This is a genomic window from Cupriavidus sp. HE11 (assembly GCF_056097175.1).
In genome coordinates this window covers 75,849-92,014 of the sequence record NZ_CP184464.1, presented here as the reverse complement: position 1 = coordinate 92,014, position 16,166 = coordinate 75,849, and the positions used below count along the sequence as shown (strand labels likewise).

Genomic DNA, 16,166 nt, shown 5'->3' with positions numbered 1-16,166 from the left:
GGCCGCGTCAGACCACGGCCGGGAAATCCAGCGTGGTGTCGTTGACGCGGTTGATCATGTTGGTGAACAGGATCGCACTGATGGCCTGGATGGCTTCCACGATCTGCGCGTCGCTGTAGCCGGCGGCGCGTACGGCCTCGACGCTGGCGGCCGGCACGGTACCGCTGGTGCCCACCAGTTCCACGGCAAAGCGCGTCAGCGCGTCGATCTTCGCGTCTTCCGGAAAGCTGCCCCGGCGCAACTGTTGCGTTTGTTCCACGCTGAAACCGGCCATTTTCGTTGCTGTCAGCGTATGGGCGGCCAGACAGTAATCACAACCGCTGTGCTCGCTGACGGACAGGTTGATCGCTTCCAGTTCCTTGGCCGACAGGCTGCCTTGCTTCAGCACGGCGTTGGTCTGCAGCGCCTGGGCCAGCACGGCCGGTGCATTGGTGCCGATGGTGGCGTAGGCGTTCGGCACCTTGCCGACAGCCTTGCGGATGGCGCCGAACAACTCGGCGGTCTGGCCCGTGGCGTCCTGGGCGGCGATGGTGTGCAGGCGTGTGGTCATGATGTGGTTCCTTGGGATGCGGTGGTATTCGGGTTGCGTGTCAGGTTTCGGGCGCCGCCCCGGCCTTGCATCCGGCCGGGTTGCTGCGCTGCCTTGGACTCAATGGTAGGTGCGGCAGCGATCCGGATGGATTAGAATCCACTCAACTTTTTGCTTGATCGTCTCACGTCCTCGCATATACCCATGGACAGCCTTAGCGAACTGGTGCGCCTGCTGGCGCCGTCGGGCACGGTCGACCTGCATTGCCGGGTGGCGGGGGCCTGGTCCGCCCACAATGCGCAGGCGGCGCCAGGGCACGTGCCGTATCACGCCATCCTGGATGGGCAGGCCGATGTGTCGATGGGCACCGAGCCGCTGCGCGTGGCGGCGGGCGATGTGTTGTTGTTCCCACACGGGGCGGCGCACACGCTGTCTGGCGTGCATGGCGGCAGCAAAACCCGCGTGGCGGGCGTCCGGCAGGAAGCCGGCCCGGAATCGCGCCGCTTCAACGGCGTGGTGACCGAGGTCACGGTGCCGGGCGCGGCCGAACCGCTCGATATCCTCTGCGGCACGTTTGTGCTCGGCAGCGCAGCCGATGTACTGCTGCGCGCGCTGCCCGAGATGCTGTGCGTCAAGACGGGTGGGGCCGGTGAGACTGGTGGCAACGGCGACGCTGGGCTGGGCTGGCTGCGCGGCCTGATCGGCATGATGCATGTGGAGGCCGACGCGCCGGGACCGGGCAGTGCGGCGATCATCGCCGACCTGTCGACGGCGCTTTTCACGGTGCTGCTGCGCACGCTGATTGCTCAGGGGGCGGTGTCGCACGGCGTGATGGCGCTGATGGCCGACGCGCGCATGGCACGAGCTGTGGACGCGGTGGTCCGGCACCCAGAACGGCCGTGGACCGTGGACAGCCTGGCCGAAGTCTGCAGTGTGTCGCGGGCCACGCTGGCCCGGCGCTTCGCCCAGCTTGGCATCACGCCGCTGGAACTGGTGACCACGCTGCGCATGGAGCGGGCCGCGCGGTTGCTGCGTCGGGACGGACTGTCCGCGGCGGCGGTAGCCGAACAGTGCGGCTACGCTTCGCAGGCCGCATTCGGCCGGGTATTCACCCAGCATTTCGGAGTGGGCCCGGGCGCCTATCGCCGCCAGCATCGCGCGCTTCGCAGCGTTCGCGCGACGGCCCAGTCGCCGGAGGCTGCCGCATGAGCACGGGTGGCACCACAAGGACATCCGGCCGGGCCGGAGACAACTGGGACGACTATCGCTACTTTCTGGCTGTGGCGCGCGGCGGCACATTGTCGGCGGCGGCCGCGCAGCTTGGCACCGAGCACACGACGGTGGCGCGCCACATCCAGGCGCTGGAACGGGTGCTGAATACGCGGCTGTTCCACAAGAGCCATGTCGGCTACGCGCTGACGGCTGCGGGCGAACGGCTGCTGGCCACGGCGGAGGCCATCGAGAGTGCGCTGCTGGCGTCAAAGGCGGCTGCGGCGGGCGAACAGGATATCGCCGGCATTGTGCGGGTGGGTGCGCCGGACGGCTTCGGCAGCATGTTCCTGGCGCCACGCATCCATACGCTGACGGCCCAGCATCCACGGCTGGAGGTGGAAATCTTTGCCGCCGCGCGCCTGTTCAGCCTGACCCGGCGCGAAGCGGACATCGCCATCGGCCTTTCCGGTGCCGACCACCTGCGCGTGGCGTCACGCCGCCTGACCGACTACCGGATGTACGTCTACGGCGCCAGGTCGTACCTGAAGCGCGCGGCGAAGATCCATACCAGGCAGGACCTGCTGGCTCATCCGTTCGTCGGTTACGTGGAGGAGCACCTGTTCTCGCCGGAACTGAGCTTTGCCGGGGCGACAGGCGTGGACTATCACGCCCGCGTGCGCAGCACGAACCTGCTCACCCAGGTACATGCCACGCTGGCGGGGCAGTGCCTGTGCATCATCCCGGCCTACGTGGCGGCGGCGTTTCCGCAACTGGTGGCGGTGCTGCCGGACCAGGTGGAGGTGACCCGCACCTTCCATATGCACGTGCACGAAGACCATTGGAAGGCGGCCCATGTGCGCGCAGTGGCGAACTTCATTGCCGAGCAGGTCGATGCCAGCGTGTCGCTGTTCATGACTGGCGAGTGATCGGGCGTGGCCGGGGAGGTTGTGCATTCCTGCACAACCGATGCGGATTTTAGGGCTGTCGTTGTGCGGAAACCCGGCCAATAATGGTGGCGTTTTCATCACTGATGGTTCCGCCCGCTGTGTCCGCCGCCCCCGCTGCCCCCGCTGCCCCCGCTGCCCCCGCTGCCTCTGCAACCGCTCCGTTGCCGTCCCGTTCCCGCCGCCTCGTGCGCACCGCCGCGCAGGTGGCCGCCTTGCTGGGTATCTGGTTCGCCGCCGACTGGCTCACGCGCACGCTGGGCTGGTCGATGTCGCCCGGCGTAGTGGGCCTGCTTGCCGTGCTGGGCCTGCTGCTGTCGGGCAAGGCCGATGTGGGCTGGGTCAAGGACGGTGCCGACTGGCTGCTGGGCGAACTGGTGCTGTTCTTCATCCCCTGCGTGGTGGCCGTGGTCAATTACCTGCCGCTGTTCCGTTCCGAAGGCGTGCAACTGACCATTGCCGTTGCGGTGGGCACGGTCCTGGTCATGGCCGCCACCGCGCTGGCCGTGCATGCCGGATGCCGCCTGGAACGGAAAATCCGGCGCATGCGTGGTCAGCCGGACGCGGAGTGATGCCATGATGTCCTTCCTGTGCCTGGCGTGGACCATCGCGCTCTATTTCGCCATCAAGCCGTTGTATCGCCGGAATCCGCGGATCTGGTACTCGCCAGCGATCGTGGTGCCGTTGCTGTCCATCGCCGTGCTGCTGATGGCCGATATCCCGTACACGGCCTACGTGGCCGATACGCGCTGGATGGTCTGGCTGCTGGGCCCCGCCACGATTGCCTTTGCGGTGCCGATCTACGAGCACCGCGGCATCGTGCGGCGCCACTGGCTGGCGCTGGCCCTGGGCGTGGTGGCGGGCATGCTGGTGGCGATGGTCAGCGCCCGCCTGCTGGCCGAAGCGTTCCATTTCAACAACGAGGTGTCGCGCAGCCTGATGGCCCGCTCGGTGTCCACGCCGTTCGCGGTCGCCGTGGTGTCGCACACGGGCGGATCGGCCGATCTCGTTTCGCTGTTCACTGTCATGACGGGGCTGGTGGGCATGCTGGTGGGCGATACCGTTCTGGCGTTGCTCAAACTGCGCTCGCCGGTGGCGCAGGGTGCATCGCTGGGCGCCGCCGCGCATGGCTTCGGCACTGCGCGGGCGCGCCAGCGTCACACCGAGGAGGGCGTGGTGGCGAGCCTGACCATGGTGCTGGCCGGCGTGCTGATGGTGATCGCCGGGCCCGCACTGACCGGATGGGTCACCGCCGTGGTCGGCTGACCTCGGGCGGGCGCGTAGGACGCGTCTGACACCGCACACCGGTCCTGCTCACTGGCAGGGCCCGTGTCTCGCGGACTAGACTGGCTGGACGATGACCAGTTCCTTCGGGCGGGAGGATGTCGCCATGGCCGCACGTTCCATTGCTTCGCTGTCGATCAGCTTCGGGCTGGTTTCCATCCCCGTGAAGGTCTACTCGGCCACCGAAAGCAAGTCGGCCGTCAGCTTCAACCTGCTGCACAAGGGTTGCGGGTCGCGGCTGCGCCAGCAATACATCTGCCTGAAGGAAGACGTGGTCGTGGAGCGGGCCGATATGGTCAAGGGCTACGAGTTCGAAAAGGACCGCTATGTGACCTTTACGCCGGAGGAGCTCAAGGCGCTGGAGGACGCGGCCGAGCAGACCATCGATATCGTTTCGTTCATGCCGCTGGGCGCTATCGACCCGATCTACTACGACAAGGCCTACTACCTGGGCCCGGACAAGCGCGGCGGCAAGCCCTACAACCTGCTGGCCGAAGCCATGCGCGAAACCGGCACCTGTGCGCTGGCAAAGTGGGCCTGGAAGGGCAAGCAATACATGGTGCAGATCCGCGTGGGCGGCGACGGCCTGATCCTGCAGCAGCTGCTCTATGCCGACGAAGTGCGCGACATGGCCGACCTGCATGTGGAGCGCACCGACGTGGCGCCCGCCGAACTCAAGCTGGCCCAGCAGCTGATCGAGCAGAACGCGGTGGATGGCTACGACGCCAGCGCCTATGTGGACGAGGAAAAGCAGCGCATCCTGGAGCAGATCGACAAGAAGATCGCCGGCAAGAAGATCACGGTAGCGGCCGAGACGCCGGCGCCGGCGGGTGGTGAGGTAATCGACCTGATGGAGGCGCTGCGCAAGAGCATCGACAACAACAAGCGCCAGCCCGCAGCGAAGACGGCTGGCAAGGCTGGCGCCGCCAAGGTGGCGGCCCCCGAGGCCCCGGCGCGCAAGACCGCCCGGCGGGCCACGGCGGCCCCGGCGGAAGCGCCGAAGCGCGCCGCGCGCAAGTAGGGCGCCTGGGGCGGCGATGCAAACCTATTCGATGCGTGACGTGCAGGCGCTGCTGGGCATCTCGCGCAGCGTCATCACGGCATTGATGACTGCCGGCGTGATCTCGCCCAGACGCGGCGCGCGCCAGGAGTTCCGGTTCAGCTTCCAGGACGTGGTGCTGCTGCGCACAGCGCAGTCGCTGCGCGAGGCGGGTATTCCGACGCGCCAGGTCACGCGGTCGCTGCGGCACCTGCAGGGGCTGGGCGAAGAAGGCCGGCCGCCCACCGGCCTGCGTGTGACGGCCGTTGGTGGCGATGTTGCCGTACAGGACCGCCGCGGGCGCTGGCATGTGGAATCGGGGCAGTTCGTGCTGGATCTTGATGATGCCGACAACCGGCAAACCGGGGCCGAGGTCGTCGAGATGCGCCACCGTGCCACGCGGCAGACGCCGGCCCCGACGCAGGACGAAATTGGTGCGTCCGACTGGTTCGAGCGGGGCGTCTCGTTGGAGCACCTGGCCCCAGGTGATGCCGAAGCCGCGTATCGCCATGCACTGGCGCAGGCGCCCGATTACCTTGATGCGTGGCTCAATCTGGGATGCCTGCTTTGCGACCAGGGGCGCCTGGCCGAAGCGGCGGCCGAGTACCGTTCGGCCCTAAGTTATCTGCCGTATCAACCGTTAATCCATTTCAATCTTGGCGTCGCACTCGAGGATGCCGGTGCGAGGCGTGAGGCGCTGGAGAGCTATCACGCCTGCATCGAGCTGGCGCCCGACTTTGCCGACGCCCATTACAACGCCGCGCGGCTGCACGAGGCGCTTGGCGACCCACATCGGGCCATCCGGCACTACAACCAGTACCGCAAGCTCGAACCGGTGGTCTAGCCGGCACAATGTCGGTGTCAAATCCTCCGTGTAGGCGCACAGCCGACAGCATTCACGCGCCCATCCGCTTCACAATCGGCGGAAACGGGCACACGACGACAACGAGGGGACTTTGGCTTTGACTTTCTGGCAGGAGCGCTTTGGCGGCTGGCATGTGTCGCCGCTGACGCTGCTGGGGTGGCTGTGTACCTGCCTGTGCTTTGTTGCGGTGGCGGTCTGGCTTGGCCGGCAGCATGCCGATCATCTTGTCACGCAGCGCGAGGCCGGCATCGGCACCGAGATCGTGGCAAGCCTGGAGCGCGTGGCCGAAACGGTCGAGGCGCAGGGCCGCCAGCACGTGGCGCCGCACGTTGGCAAGCCGTGCGCCGACGTCAACCGGGCGCTCGCCACCTCGCACAGCTTCATCCCGTACATCCGCACCGCCGCCATCGTCGAGCGGGGAGTCATCTATTGCTCGGGCACGCGAGGTCCGGTCAATGTGCCGCTCAGCTACTACTTTGCCGATCCGCATCCGGGTGTGGCGCACCGGCTGATGCTTGTGCAGGGCACGCCGTTCCGCGAGTATGCGCCGGCGCTGGCGTTGTTCCTGCCGCAGCCAGGCCAGCCCGACGGCGGCAGCTTCCTGCTGATCGAAGGGCGCTATGTCACCGATACGCTGTCGCACGGTCTGGGGTTCGGCGCGTCGGAGATCGTGCTGACCGTGGGGCAGGCGTCGATATATCAAGATGGGACATATCTGCCAGCGCCGATCGCGGTGACCGGGGGCGTGGCTACGCTGTCGAAGACATGGCCGATGCAGGTCAATGTGCTGGCGTCCTTCGAATACGTCACGGCGATGCACCGCAAGTATGACTTGCTGTATGGCGCCATCGGCCTGCTGGCCGGGCTGCTTGTGGTGGCGGTGTTCCTGCTGGTGGCCGCGCCGCGCCGGCTGTTGCTGCAAGCCGTGCGGCAGGCGCTGAAGCGTGGCGAATTCCACCTGGTGTACCAGCCGATCGTCGAGGTGCATTCGCGGCAGTGGATGGGTGCCGAGGCGCTACTGCGCTGGCAGCATCCGCGCTGGGGCAGCATTCCGCCCGGGTCGTATATCGAGACGGTGGAGTCGACGCCGCTGATCGACGACATCACGCATTTCGTGCTGCGCCGCGTGGTGGAGGACATCAACCGCTATGGTCCGTCGGCACCGCTGCACGTGGCGGTCAACGCGGCGCCGCTAAGCTTGCGGCGGCGCACCTTCCTGGGTGACCTGGATGCCTTGCAGCGGGCCATGCCGGACGGGTCGGGCCTGGTGCTCGAAATCACCGAGCGCCATCTGCTGGCGGACAGCGGGGCCACGCGCGAGGCGTTCGACCGGCTGCACCAGGCCGGCATCCGCCTGGCCGTGGACGACTTCGGTACACGCAACAGCAACCTGGACCTGATCAAGAGCTTTCCGTTCGACTACCTGAAAATCGACCGCCAGTTTACGCAGGACGTGGACGCCAACGCCCAGGCGCTGCTGCGCGGCATTGTCAGCATGGCGCATCACTTCCATCTGGTGGTGATCGCCGAAGGGATCGAGACCGAGGCCCAGCACGCGCTGATCGTCGAAGCGGGAGTGGACTGGGCGCAGGGCTACCTCTACCAGCGGCCCGCCGCGCCGGCCAGCATCCTGGCGCGCCGCGGAATCTGGGTCAACGAGCGCGACGACATCAGCGAAACAGAAGCGGTGTAGGCGCAGCCAGGCCCGCGTCTAGCTCAGGGCCGTCTGCCACAGCAGGGCCACGTTGAGCAGGATGATGACGGCGGCCGACGCGCCTGCCAGCGCGAGCGGGATGCCGCGTACGCGCCAGGTACCCATCAGGCGGCGGTCGGCACCAAACAGGATCAGCGGCACCACGGCCAGCGGCAGCGTCAGGCTCAGCACGACCTGGCTTGCCACCAGCAGACTGGCGGAGCCGTGCTCGCCAAATACCCAGACGGCGGCCAGCGCTGGCACGATGGCGACGGCCCGCGTCAGCAGCGCGCGCCGCATGCGCGACATGCGCAGGTCGAGAAATCCCTCCATGACGGCCTGGCCGGCCACCGTGCCGGTCAGCGTCGAATTGAGGCCGCACGCCAGCAGCGCCACGGCGAACAGCAGGCTGGCAAGATCGGAATGCAGCAGCGGCGCGAGCAGCCGGTGGGCGTCCGCCAGGTCTTCCACATCGGTCAGCCCGTTCGCGTGGAACACCGAGGCGGCCAGGATCAGCAGCGCCGCATTGATCAGGAAGGCAAAACCGAGCGAGCCGAATGTATCGAGGCTCATGCCGCGCAGGATTTCGGCGAAAGACCGGCGTCGTGCCACGCGGCTGCCAGGTGGCGGCGTGAAGCGGCGCACCAGCGAGGAATGCAGATAGAGGTTGTGCGGCATCACCGTGGCGCCCACGATGCCGGCCGCCAGCCACAGCATGCCCGCATCGCGCACCAGATCGGCGGACGGCGCCATGCCGCCCAGCACGGCTGCCCACTCTGGCTGGGCCATCGCCAACTGGGCCACGAAGCACAGCGCCACCAGCAGGATCAGCCCGGCGACCATGGCTTCCATGGTGCGCTGTCCATAGCGCTGCACGGCAAGCATGACGAGCGTCACCACCGCGGCAATCAGCACGCCTACCCAGAGGTTGACGTGGAACAGCAACTGCAGCGCCACGGCGCTGCCAACCACCTCGGCCACATCGCACGCAATGATCGCGATCTCGCTGGCAATCCACAGGCCAATGGTGACGCGCCGCGGAAAGCGATCACGGCACAGCTGCGCCAGATCCCGGCCGGTGACCACCCCTACACGCGCGGCAATCCATTGCAGCAGCATCGCCACCAGGCTCGACAACGCAATCACGATGAGCAGGCTGTAGCCGTACCTGGCGCCGCCCGCAATGGCCGTGGCCCAGTTGCCAGGGTCCATGTAGCCCACGGCCACCAGCGCGCCGGCGCCCAGGAAAGCCAGGCGCGACCGCTGCGGCGGCTGCGCAACGGGCAAGGTGGCGGTGTCTACAGGTGGTGGCGGCATGGTGTCGGGGTCCGATCACGTGGGGCCGGGTGACCCCCATGCTGCATTCTAGGACGTTGTTGAGAATTATTCCCAATTGGCTTTGCCTAATTGGGGGATTGTTTTCGTCTTTGCCCGAAGGAATTTGCGGTGGGGTCTCAGCGGCTCCACCCGCCGCCGCTGGCGCGCCCTGCCAGCTTGACCGGGCCGCAGCACGCGCACGATGCGCCGTGGCTCGCGCCGCCGTCCGTGCTGCCGCCGGCCAGGCCGGGGGCGGCCACCAAAGCGCGCGCGGCGCTCTGGCCGCAGCCGGGGCAGATGGCGGGGTCATCTCGGCGGGCTATCGGACGCAGTTCAGAGAAGTCGCCGCAGGTGGGGCAACGGTAGTCGTAGGTCGGCATTGCCGCTCCAGGGACAGGGCCAGATTCAGGGTCAGCTTCGGGCCAGCTTCGGGGCCCGGGTTGGCGACCAGCTTAGCTCAATCCATGGCCGCGTGGGCAAGGTTGTCGTCATCGGCGTGCTTGCGGCCGGGCCGGATCAGCAGGATCAGCGGCACCACCACCAGCGTGGCGATGAACATCGCCTTGAAGTCGTTCAGGTAGGCAATCATGGCCGCCTGCTGGTTGATGGTCTGGTTCAGCAACGCGATGTCGACGCGCGAGCCGTGCAATAGCATCGACTGCAGGGCCGGGTTGTATGGATTGACGTGCGACACCAGATCGCTGTGCGCAATCTGCGAATTGCGCGTCATCAAGGTCTGGATCAGCGAAATGCCGATGCTGCTGCCGATATTGCGCATCAGGCTGTAGGTAGCCGTGCCATCGGCCCGCAGGGCGGGTTCCAATGTGGAAAAGGTCAGCGCGGACAGCGGCACGAACACCAGCCCCAGCCCAAAGCCCTGGATCACGCCGGGCCAGACGATGTCCGAGACCGACAGCACGATCGTGTAGCCCATCATCTGCCAGAGCGCGAATGCCGACACCAGGAAGCCCGCCAGCAACAGCAGCCGGGCATCCACGCGGCGCAGCAGGCGGCCGGCCAGCATCATCGCGACCATGGTGCCGATGCCGGACGGTGCGGTGACCAGCCCCGTGGTGGCAACCGGGTAGCCCATCAGGTTTTGCAGCATCGGCGGCAGCAACGCGCGGGTGGCGTACATCACCGCGCCGATCACGAAGATAAAGCACGCGCCGGTGACGAAGTTGCGATCCTTGAGCAGCGCCGAGCGGAAGAACGACCGCGACCCGGCCGTGGCCGTATGCACCACGAAATAGGCAAAGGCGATGATGCAGACCAGTGCCTCGATGCGGATTTCCAGCGAACTGAACCAGTCGAGCTGCTCGCCACGGTCCAGCATGGCCTGCAGCGCGCCAATTGCCAGGCTCAGCGTGGCAAAGCCGAAGGCGTCGAAGCGCATGCTGCGGGTGGGCGCCCGATTGGGCAGGGTGCTCAGCACGCCAAATAGCGCAAAAGCACCAATCGGCACATTGATAAAGAACACCCAGCGCCAGTTGTAGCTGTCGGTCAGCCAGCCGCCCAGCGTCGGACCCAGGATCGGCCCGACCATCACGCCCATGCCCCAGACCGCCATGGCCTGCCCCTGGCGCGACGGCGGATTGATATCGAGCAGGATCGATTGAGACAGCGGCACCAGCGCGGCCCCGAAAATGCCCTGCAATAGCCGGGCGGCCACGATCTGCGTTAGCGAATCGGCCATGCCGCAGAGCGCCGACGCTATCGTAAAACCGCCAATCGATATCGCCAGCAGCCGTTTGACGCCGAGTTGGTCAGACAGCCAGCCGGTCAGCGGCGTGGCGATGGCGGCGGCCACGATGTACGAGGTCAGCACCCAGGTGATTTCGTCCTGCGAGGCCGACAGCGTGCCCTGCATATGGGGCAACGCCACGTTGGCGATGGTGCTGTCAAGGGTCTGGATCAGCGTGGCAAGCATGATCGACAACGTGATCATGGGCCGGTTGATCGGCTGGCCGGCCGCTGCGGCAGGCGCGGAAACCACGGAAGACATGGGGAGCGGGGGAAAGTGGGGGCGTCTAATTGATAAGCGTGCTTATTATATGTCGATGGGGCGAGGAGTGGGGCGGTGTGCGATTCAGGGTTTTCGACACCAAACCGAACCGCGCGACTCCCTATAATCCCGCGCATGGAAAAGAATCTCGAAAAGCGCTTCGGCTTTCTGGTGTCGGACGTGGGCCGCTTGTCCGGCAAGCGGTTCGACGACCTGTCGCGCTCCACGCTCGATCTCACGCGCGCCCAGTACCGGGCGCTGGCCTACCTGTCGTATCACGGCGAAATGAACCAGGCGGCGCTGGCCGACCTGATGGAAGTGGCGCCGATTTCCGCCGGCCGGCTGCTCGACCGCATGGAAGAGGGAGGCTGGATCGCGCGCCGACCCAACCCGGAAGACCGCCGCGAGCGGATGGTGCGCATGACGGAAAAGGCCGACCAGGCCCTGGACGCCGCCCAGCACGTGGGCGATGTGGTCACCGGCCTGGCCCTGGACGGCTTTACCGAAGCCGAGTCCGAGCAATTCGTCGAATTCCTGCGGCGCGCCCGCGCCAATTTGTCGAAGCCGCAGCAGGGCTAACGTCCGCTCACCCCGGAAAATCCACCACCACCGTCAACCCGCCGCCCTGAGTGTCGGCGAGTGTGACGGTGGCGCCATGCAGCCGCGCGATTTCGCGGACGATGGACAGGCCCAGGCCGCTGCCTTCGCGGCTGGCGCTGGCTTCGCCGCGATAGAAGCGCTTGAAGACCGATTCGCGCTCGAACGGCGCCACGCCGGGGCCGTTGTCTTCCACCAGCAGCCTGCGCCCGGCCACGCGCACCGTCACCATGGCGCGAGGCCCCGCATAGCGCACGGCGTTGTCGATCAGGTTGCCTATCAGTTCCTGGAGCAGCTCCGGCTGCCCATTGAATTCGGCGCCGATGTCGCTGTCGCCATCGAAACCCAGATCGACACCCTGCTGGCGGGCCAGCGGCGCCCAGTCCAGTGCCACCTGTTGCGCAAGCGGGCCCAGGCGCAGCGGACGCAGCGTCGGCGCGTAGCCGCTGTCGGTTTCGAGTCGCGACAGCGATAGCAATTGCGCCACTTCCTTCGCCGCCTGCCGGACCGATCCATTGAGTCGCGACACGTGCCCGCGCACGCCGGCCAGGTCCGTTTCGCGCAGCGCCAGTTCCGATTCGGCCTGGATCACCGCCAGCGGGGTCTTCAACTGATGGGCGGCATCGGCAAAGAAGCGTTTGCGTCCCTGCACCATGCGGTGCAGACGCGCCACATACTGGTTCACGGCGGTCACGAGCGGCCGGATTTCCACCGGCAGCGTGGTATCGCCGATGGGAGCCAGGTCATCGGGCCCGCGCGCGGCCACGGTGTCGGACAGGCGCTGAAGTGGCCGCAGGCCACGCCGCACGCCAAACCAGACGATAACCAGGGCGAGGCTGACCAGCATCAGTTCCTGCAGCAGCGATCCCACCAGGATCTCGTTGGCGAGATTCTCGCGTGGCTCAGTGGATTCGGCTATCAGCACCCAGACCATCTGGGTGCGCGCAGAGCGCACATCGTGCAGCGGCAGGGCCATCGCGGCCATGCGCACGGGCGTACCACGGAACTCGGCGTCGTAGAACTGTGTGCGGTACAGCGAGCGCACCGGCCCGGATGGCATCGGCAGGTCGTCATAACCGGTGATCGTGGCGCCGTGCTCGTCGCGAATCCTGTAGTAAACGCGCGAACCCGCTTCGGCATCGAAGACTTCCAGCGCCAGATACGGCACCTCTACCTCGACGCGGCCGTCGCGCAGCTTGATGCCCTCGCGCATGGCCTTCAGCGATGCCGCCAGGGTGCGGTCGAATGCCTGATGCGCCGCGGCCATGGCGCGGCGGTCGGTCAGCCACGCGTCGAGCGCCAGCAGTACCAGCAGGGGCAGCAGCAGCCAGAGTGTCAGTTGCAGCCGCAGGCTGCCGGTCTTCATGTGCGCGCGTGCGCGCCGACGGCCGCAGCGTGGTTCTGCGCTTCGAGTAGATAGCCCAGGCCGCGCAGCGTGACGATGCTGACGCCGGAGCCTTCCAGCTTCTTGCGCAGGCGGTACACGTAGATCTCGATGGCATCGGCGTTGACCGATTCATCGATACCGAAAATCTTCTCGGACAGGGCGGCCTTGTTGACCGCGCGGCCGTCTCGCAATAGCAGAATCTCCAACACGGCCCGTTCGCGGCCGGTCAGTTGCAGCAGCTCGCCATTGAGCGTGAAGGCCCGGCTCACGCTGTCGTAGTGCAGCGGGCCGCACGACAGTTCTGTGCGGTCGTGCCCGTGGCTGCGCCGGATCAGCGCGCGGGCACGGGCTTCGAGTTCGGTCAGCGCGAAGGGCTTTGCCAGGTAGTCGTCGGCGCCCAGGTTGAGGCCGCGTACGCGGTCTTCCACCGATCCATGTGCGGTCAGGATCAATACGGGCAGCGGATTGCGGCGGGCGCGCAGGCGGCGCAGCACTTCCAGGCCGTCCAGGCGCGGCATGCCGATGTCAAGAATGGCCAGGGCGTAGTCCTGCGTGGTCAACAGGTGGTCGGCGCTGGCGCCGTCATGCATGCAGTCGACCGTGAATCCGCTCTGGCTCAGGGATTCCGTCAGGGAAGCGGCCAGTTTGAGGTTGTCTTCGGCAAGCAGGATACGCATGGGGGGCTACGGCAACAGGGGTCTACGGATATCGCGCTGGAGTGATACCTGTAAGCGGCGCCGGTGCCTAGATGGGGAAACTCCCAATCGTGGTGCATTCCCCACGGCAAAAATCGCGAGCGCTTCGAAAGCGAACTGAAAGTGAGGCCCCCATACCATCCGCTCCGTTCAAGACGAACCAGAACAACAAAGGAGACTGAGGATGAAACGGAAGGCAGTGGCCCTGGCCGCGTTGGGTTGCGTGGTATCTGGCGGCGCCGCGGCGCAATCGAGCGTGACGCTGTATGGCCTGGTGGATTCGGGCATCGAGTACGTGAACCATGCCAGCGCCAACGGCAATTCGCTGGTGAAAATGACCTCGGGCGGCAAGAACACGTCGCGCTGGGGCCTGCGCGGCACCGAAGACCTGGGCGGCGGCCTGAAGGCCATCTTCACGCTGGAATCGGGCATCGCCGTCGATACCGGCAAGCTCGATACCGACAACACGCTGTTCGACCGTCGCGCCTGGGTGGGCCTGCAGGACAAGAACCTCGGCAGCATCCGTATGGGTCGTGACTTCACCACGACCTATGACTTCATGCTGCCGTTCGACCCGATGGGTTACGCGCCGAACTACTCGTGGGCGACGTCGTCGACGGCCACGGGCGGCCGCAAGGATGGCATGTTCTCGCGTTCGACCAACATCGTGCGCTACGACGGCCAGTTCGGCCCGGTAAAGGTTGGCGGCACGATGGCGTTCGGCGAAGTGCCGGGTAGCTTCAAGAGTTCGTCGAAATACGATCTGGGTCTGGGCTACAACGCCGGGAAATTTGCCGCGGCCGTGACCTGGGACCGCCAGATGGGCGCGGGCACCAGCACCACGCCGGCCGACAACACCGATTACATCCAGGGCATCCACGCTGGCGCCAGCTACGATTTTGGCGCGCTGTCGGTGTACGCCGGCTATCGCAATTACCGCAAGACGTTCACCACGACGGCTGCCAAGCAGCTGAGCGACATGTACTGGGTGGGCGCCGCGTACGACTTCACGCCGGCTTTCACGCTGTACGGCGCGGTCTACAAGCAGAACATCAAGGGCGACACGGATGGGGATCCGATCATGATCTCGATGCGCGCCCAATACAATCTTTCCAAACGCACCTCAGCGTACCTGTCCGCAGCGTATGCCAAGGCGCGCAACGGTCAGAACGTGAGTGTCTCGCGTGATTTCGTTGGCTATGCCAACAATCAGGTCGGTGTGACGGCGGGCCTGCAGCACCGCTTCTGATCGTTGTTTCCAGGCTGCCGTGGTGGGCGGCCTTCCGGCGGTGCGAGGGGCTCGCGCCGCCGGTTTTTCGTTTCTGGCGCTGCATGATGCCTTGAATCGATGCCGCGCATGCGGTGGATCAAAAGGGCATGTGAAAGCGCGCCCTCGTGGCGGCACCTGACCTCATGCTTCACGTCCAAGCAGGAACGTGAAAGGAGGTCTCGCAATGAAGCGCAAGGTAGTGGTACTGGCCGCAACCGGCCTGGTTTCGGCAGCAGCAGAGGCGCAGTCCGGCATCACGCTGTATGGGCTGCTCGACGTCGGCATCGAGTACATCAGCAATGCCGGTCCCGATGGCAAATCGAAGGTGGGGCTGGTCTCGGGCGGCAAGAACATTTCCCGTTGGGGCCTGCGCGGCGCCGAGCCGCTCGGAGACGGACTGACGGCCATCTTCAGGCTGGAATCGGGGTTCGAAGCCGACACGGGGCAGTTCTATGGCAACCGCCCCCTGTTCAACCGCCGCGCGTGGGTTGGCCTGGCGCACGAAACGCTTGGCAGCATCCGGATGGGCGCGGACTACTCCACGACGTTCGACTACATGGCGGCATTCGACCCCATGGATTACGCGCAAAACTATTCCTGGGTCATGGCCTCGACAGGCTCCGGCGACCGGCAGGACCCCATGTTCGTGCGATCGTCAAATGTCGTGCGCTATGACGGTCAGTTCGGGCCCGTGAAGCTGGGCACTACGCTTGCGTTTGGCGAAGACCCCGGCACCTTCAAATCCTCGTTGAAATCCGATGTGGCGATTGGCTACACGGCGGGCGGCTTCTCGGCGGTGGTTGCGTGGGATCGCGTCAACGGGGCGGCGGGGCAGCCAACCGACTACGCCCAGGGCCTCAATGCCGGCGCCAACTATGACTTTGGCGCGCTGACGCTCTACGCGGGCTATCGCAATTACCGCAAGACCTTCAACACGACGGCGCCCAATCAGTTGAGCGACATGTACTGGGTGGGCGCCGCGTACGATTTCACGCCCGCCTTCGCCCTGTACGGCGCCGTTTACAAGCAGAACATCAAGGGCGACACCAACGCCGACCCGATCATGGTCGCGCTGCGCGCCCAATACAGCTTTTCCAAACGCACCCTGGCGTACCTGTCAGCGGCGTATGCCAGCGCGCGCAATGGTCAGAGCGTAAGTGTCTCGCGTGATTTCGCTGGCTATGCCGACAATCAGGTCGGTGTGCTGGCGGGACTGCAGCACCGCTTCTGATCGTTTTTATCGGGCTGCCATGACGGGTGGCCTTCCGGCGGCGCGAGAGATCGTGCCGCCGGTTTTCGTTTGTGCCGCCCACGCGTCTGGTATTTCCC

16 protein-coding genes are annotated in these 16,166 nt (G+C 66.1%); 10 read left to right on the top strand and 6 right to left on the bottom strand.

Going from position 1 to position 16,166, the window contains the following annotated elements; all coding sequences use genetic code 11:
• Positions 1-7: 7 nt before the first annotated feature.
• Entirely contained in the window at positions 8-550 is a 543-nt protein-coding gene (locus ACOABP_RS00465) for a carboxymuconolactone decarboxylase family protein (RefSeq protein WP_474226507.1), read from the bottom strand.
• 183 nt (positions 551-733) lie between these two features.
• Here ACOABP_RS00465 and ACOABP_RS00460 point away from each other — a divergent pair, with 183 nt between their 5' ends.
• The 7 genes from ACOABP_RS00460 to ACOABP_RS00430 all read left to right on the top strand — a co-directional run bounded on the left by ACOABP_RS00460 (position 734) and on the right by ACOABP_RS00430 (position 7,566).
• Entirely contained in the window at positions 734-1,738 is a 1,005-nt protein-coding gene (locus ACOABP_RS00460; RefSeq protein WP_474226506.1) for a cupin domain-containing protein, read from the top strand.
• Positions 1,735-2,667: a LysR family transcriptional regulator gene (locus tag ACOABP_RS00455; protein WP_474226505.1), complete on the top strand. Its 933-nt coding sequence runs from the start codon at positions 1,735-1,737 to the stop codon at positions 2,665-2,667. Before ACOABP_RS00460 ends, ACOABP_RS00455 begins: the two co-directional genes overlap by 4 nt.
• A gap of 182 nt (positions 2,668-2,849) precedes the next feature.
• Positions 2,850-3,257 carry a CidA/LrgA family protein gene (locus ACOABP_RS00450; RefSeq protein ID WP_474226504.1) on the top strand — a complete coding sequence of 136 codons (408 nt, stop codon included), beginning with the start codon at positions 2,850-2,852 and terminating at the stop codon, positions 3,255-3,257.
• Between the two features lie 4 nt (positions 3,258-3,261).
• Entirely contained in the window at positions 3,262-3,951 is a 690-nt protein-coding gene (locus ACOABP_RS00445) for an LrgB family protein (RefSeq protein WP_474226503.1), read from the top strand.
• Positions 3,952-4,075: 124 nt separating this feature from the next.
• Entirely contained in the window at positions 4,076-4,990 is a 915-nt protein-coding gene (ku, locus tag ACOABP_RS00440; RefSeq protein ID WP_474226502.1) for a non-homologous end joining protein Ku, read from the top strand.
• A gap of 16 nt (positions 4,991-5,006) precedes the next feature.
• A complete protein-coding gene (locus ACOABP_RS00435; RefSeq protein WP_474226501.1) occupies positions 5,007-5,852 on the top strand; it encodes a tetratricopeptide repeat protein in 846 nt (281 codons plus the stop codon).
• Positions 5,853-5,970: 118 nt separating this feature from the next.
• Positions 5,971-7,566, top strand: a complete 1,596-nt coding sequence (locus ACOABP_RS00430) for an EAL domain-containing protein (RefSeq protein WP_474226500.1) — start codon at positions 5,971-5,973, stop codon at positions 7,564-7,566.
• A gap of 18 nt (positions 7,567-7,584) precedes the next feature.
• On the opposite strand, the gene ACOABP_RS00425 is transcribed toward ACOABP_RS00430, so the two are convergent.
• The 3 genes from ACOABP_RS00425 to ACOABP_RS00415 all read right to left on the bottom strand — a co-directional run bounded on the left by ACOABP_RS00425 (position 7,585) and on the right by ACOABP_RS00415 (position 10,888).
• Complete coding sequence (locus ACOABP_RS00425; RefSeq protein WP_474226499.1) at positions 7,585-8,883, bottom strand: Nramp family divalent metal transporter; 1,299 nt, start codon at positions 8,881-8,883, stop codon at positions 7,585-7,587.
• Positions 8,884-9,020: 137 nt separating this feature from the next.
• A complete protein-coding gene (locus tag ACOABP_RS00420) occupies positions 9,021-9,263 on the bottom strand; it encodes an FmdB family zinc ribbon protein (protein WP_474226498.1) in 243 nt (80 codons plus the stop codon).
• A gap of 77 nt (positions 9,264-9,340) precedes the next feature.
• Positions 9,341-10,888, bottom strand: a complete 1,548-nt coding sequence (locus ACOABP_RS00415; RefSeq protein WP_474226497.1) for a DHA2 family efflux MFS transporter permease subunit — start codon at positions 10,886-10,888, stop codon at positions 9,341-9,343.
• A gap of 135 nt (positions 10,889-11,023) precedes the next feature.
• Between ACOABP_RS00415 and ACOABP_RS00410 the strand changes: the two genes are divergently transcribed.
• Positions 11,024-11,467, top strand: coding sequence for a MarR family winged helix-turn-helix transcriptional regulator (locus tag ACOABP_RS00410; RefSeq protein ID WP_474226496.1), 444 nt, complete (start codon positions 11,024-11,026; stop codon positions 11,465-11,467).
• A 7-nt stretch (positions 11,468-11,474) separates the two neighbouring features.
• Here the strand turns inward: ACOABP_RS00410 and ACOABP_RS00405 are convergent, their stop codons facing one another.
• On the bottom strand, positions 11,475-12,851 hold the full coding sequence (locus ACOABP_RS00405; RefSeq protein ID WP_474226495.1) for a sensor histidine kinase N-terminal domain-containing protein: 1,377 nt from the start codon (positions 12,849-12,851) through the stop codon (positions 11,475-11,477).
• Positions 12,848-13,549 (bottom strand): response regulator, encoded by a 702-nt coding sequence (locus ACOABP_RS00400; protein ID WP_474226494.1) that lies wholly within the window; start codon positions 13,547-13,549, stop codon positions 12,848-12,850. Before ACOABP_RS00400 ends, ACOABP_RS00405 begins: the two co-directional genes overlap by 4 nt.
• A gap of 202 nt (positions 13,550-13,751) precedes the next feature.
• On the opposite strand from ACOABP_RS00400, the gene ACOABP_RS00395 reads away from it, so the two are divergent.
• Together ACOABP_RS00395 and ACOABP_RS00390 are read left to right on the top strand one after the other, a co-directional pair.
• Positions 13,752-14,816, top strand: coding sequence for a porin (locus ACOABP_RS00395; RefSeq protein ID WP_066735458.1), 1,065 nt, complete (start codon positions 13,752-13,754; stop codon positions 14,814-14,816).
• A gap of 205 nt (positions 14,817-15,021) precedes the next feature.
• Positions 15,022-16,068 (top strand): porin, encoded by a 1,047-nt coding sequence (locus ACOABP_RS00390; RefSeq protein ID WP_474226493.1) that lies wholly within the window; start codon positions 15,022-15,024, stop codon positions 16,066-16,068.
• The last annotated feature ends 98 nt before the right edge of the window (positions 16,069-16,166 follow it).

Bases quoted from the DNA above. Each gene is read 5' to 3' on its own strand.
- ACOABP_RS00390 (WP_474226493.1), top strand. From the start codon at position 15,022: ATGAAGCGCAAGGTAGTGGTACTGGCCGCAACCGGCCTGGTTTCGGCA.
- ACOABP_RS00410 (WP_474226496.1), top strand. From the start codon at position 11,024: ATGGAAAAGAATCTCGAAAAGCGCTTCGGCTTTCTGGTGTCGGACGTG.
- ACOABP_RS00465 (WP_474226507.1), bottom strand. From the start codon at position 550: ATGACCACACGCCTGCACACCATCGCCGCCCAGGACGCCACGGGCCAG.
- ACOABP_RS00395 (WP_066735458.1), top strand. From the start codon at position 13,752: ATGAAACGGAAGGCAGTGGCCCTGGCCGCGTTGGGTTGCGTGGTATCT.
- ACOABP_RS00460 (WP_474226506.1), top strand. From the start codon at position 734: ATGGACAGCCTTAGCGAACTGGTGCGCCTGCTGGCGCCGTCGGGCACG.
- ACOABP_RS00425 (WP_474226499.1), bottom strand. From the start codon at position 8,883: ATGCCGCCACCACCTGTAGACACCGCCACCTTGCCCGTTGCGCAGCCG.
- ACOABP_RS00445 (WP_474226503.1), top strand. From the start codon at position 3,262: ATGATGTCCTTCCTGTGCCTGGCGTGGACCATCGCGCTCTATTTCGCC.
- ACOABP_RS00405 (WP_474226495.1), bottom strand. From the start codon at position 12,851: ATGAAGACCGGCAGCCTGCGGCTGCAACTGACACTCTGGCTGCTGCTG.
- ACOABP_RS00435 (WP_474226501.1), top strand. From the start codon at position 5,007: ATGCAAACCTATTCGATGCGTGACGTGCAGGCGCTGCTGGGCATCTCG.
- ACOABP_RS00400 (WP_474226494.1), bottom strand. From the start codon at position 13,549: ATGCGTATCCTGCTTGCCGAAGACAACCTCAAACTGGCCGCTTCCCTG.
- ku (WP_474226502.1), top strand. From the start codon at position 4,076: ATGGCCGCACGTTCCATTGCTTCGCTGTCGATCAGCTTCGGGCTGGTT.
- ACOABP_RS00455 (WP_474226505.1), top strand. From the start codon at position 1,735: ATGAGCACGGGTGGCACCACAAGGACATCCGGCCGGGCCGGAGACAAC.
- ACOABP_RS00420 (WP_474226498.1), bottom strand. From the start codon at position 9,263: ATGCCGACCTACGACTACCGTTGCCCCACCTGCGGCGACTTCTCTGAA.
- ACOABP_RS00415 (WP_474226497.1), bottom strand. From the start codon at position 10,888: ATGTCTTCCGTGGTTTCCGCGCCTGCCGCAGCGGCCGGCCAGCCGATC.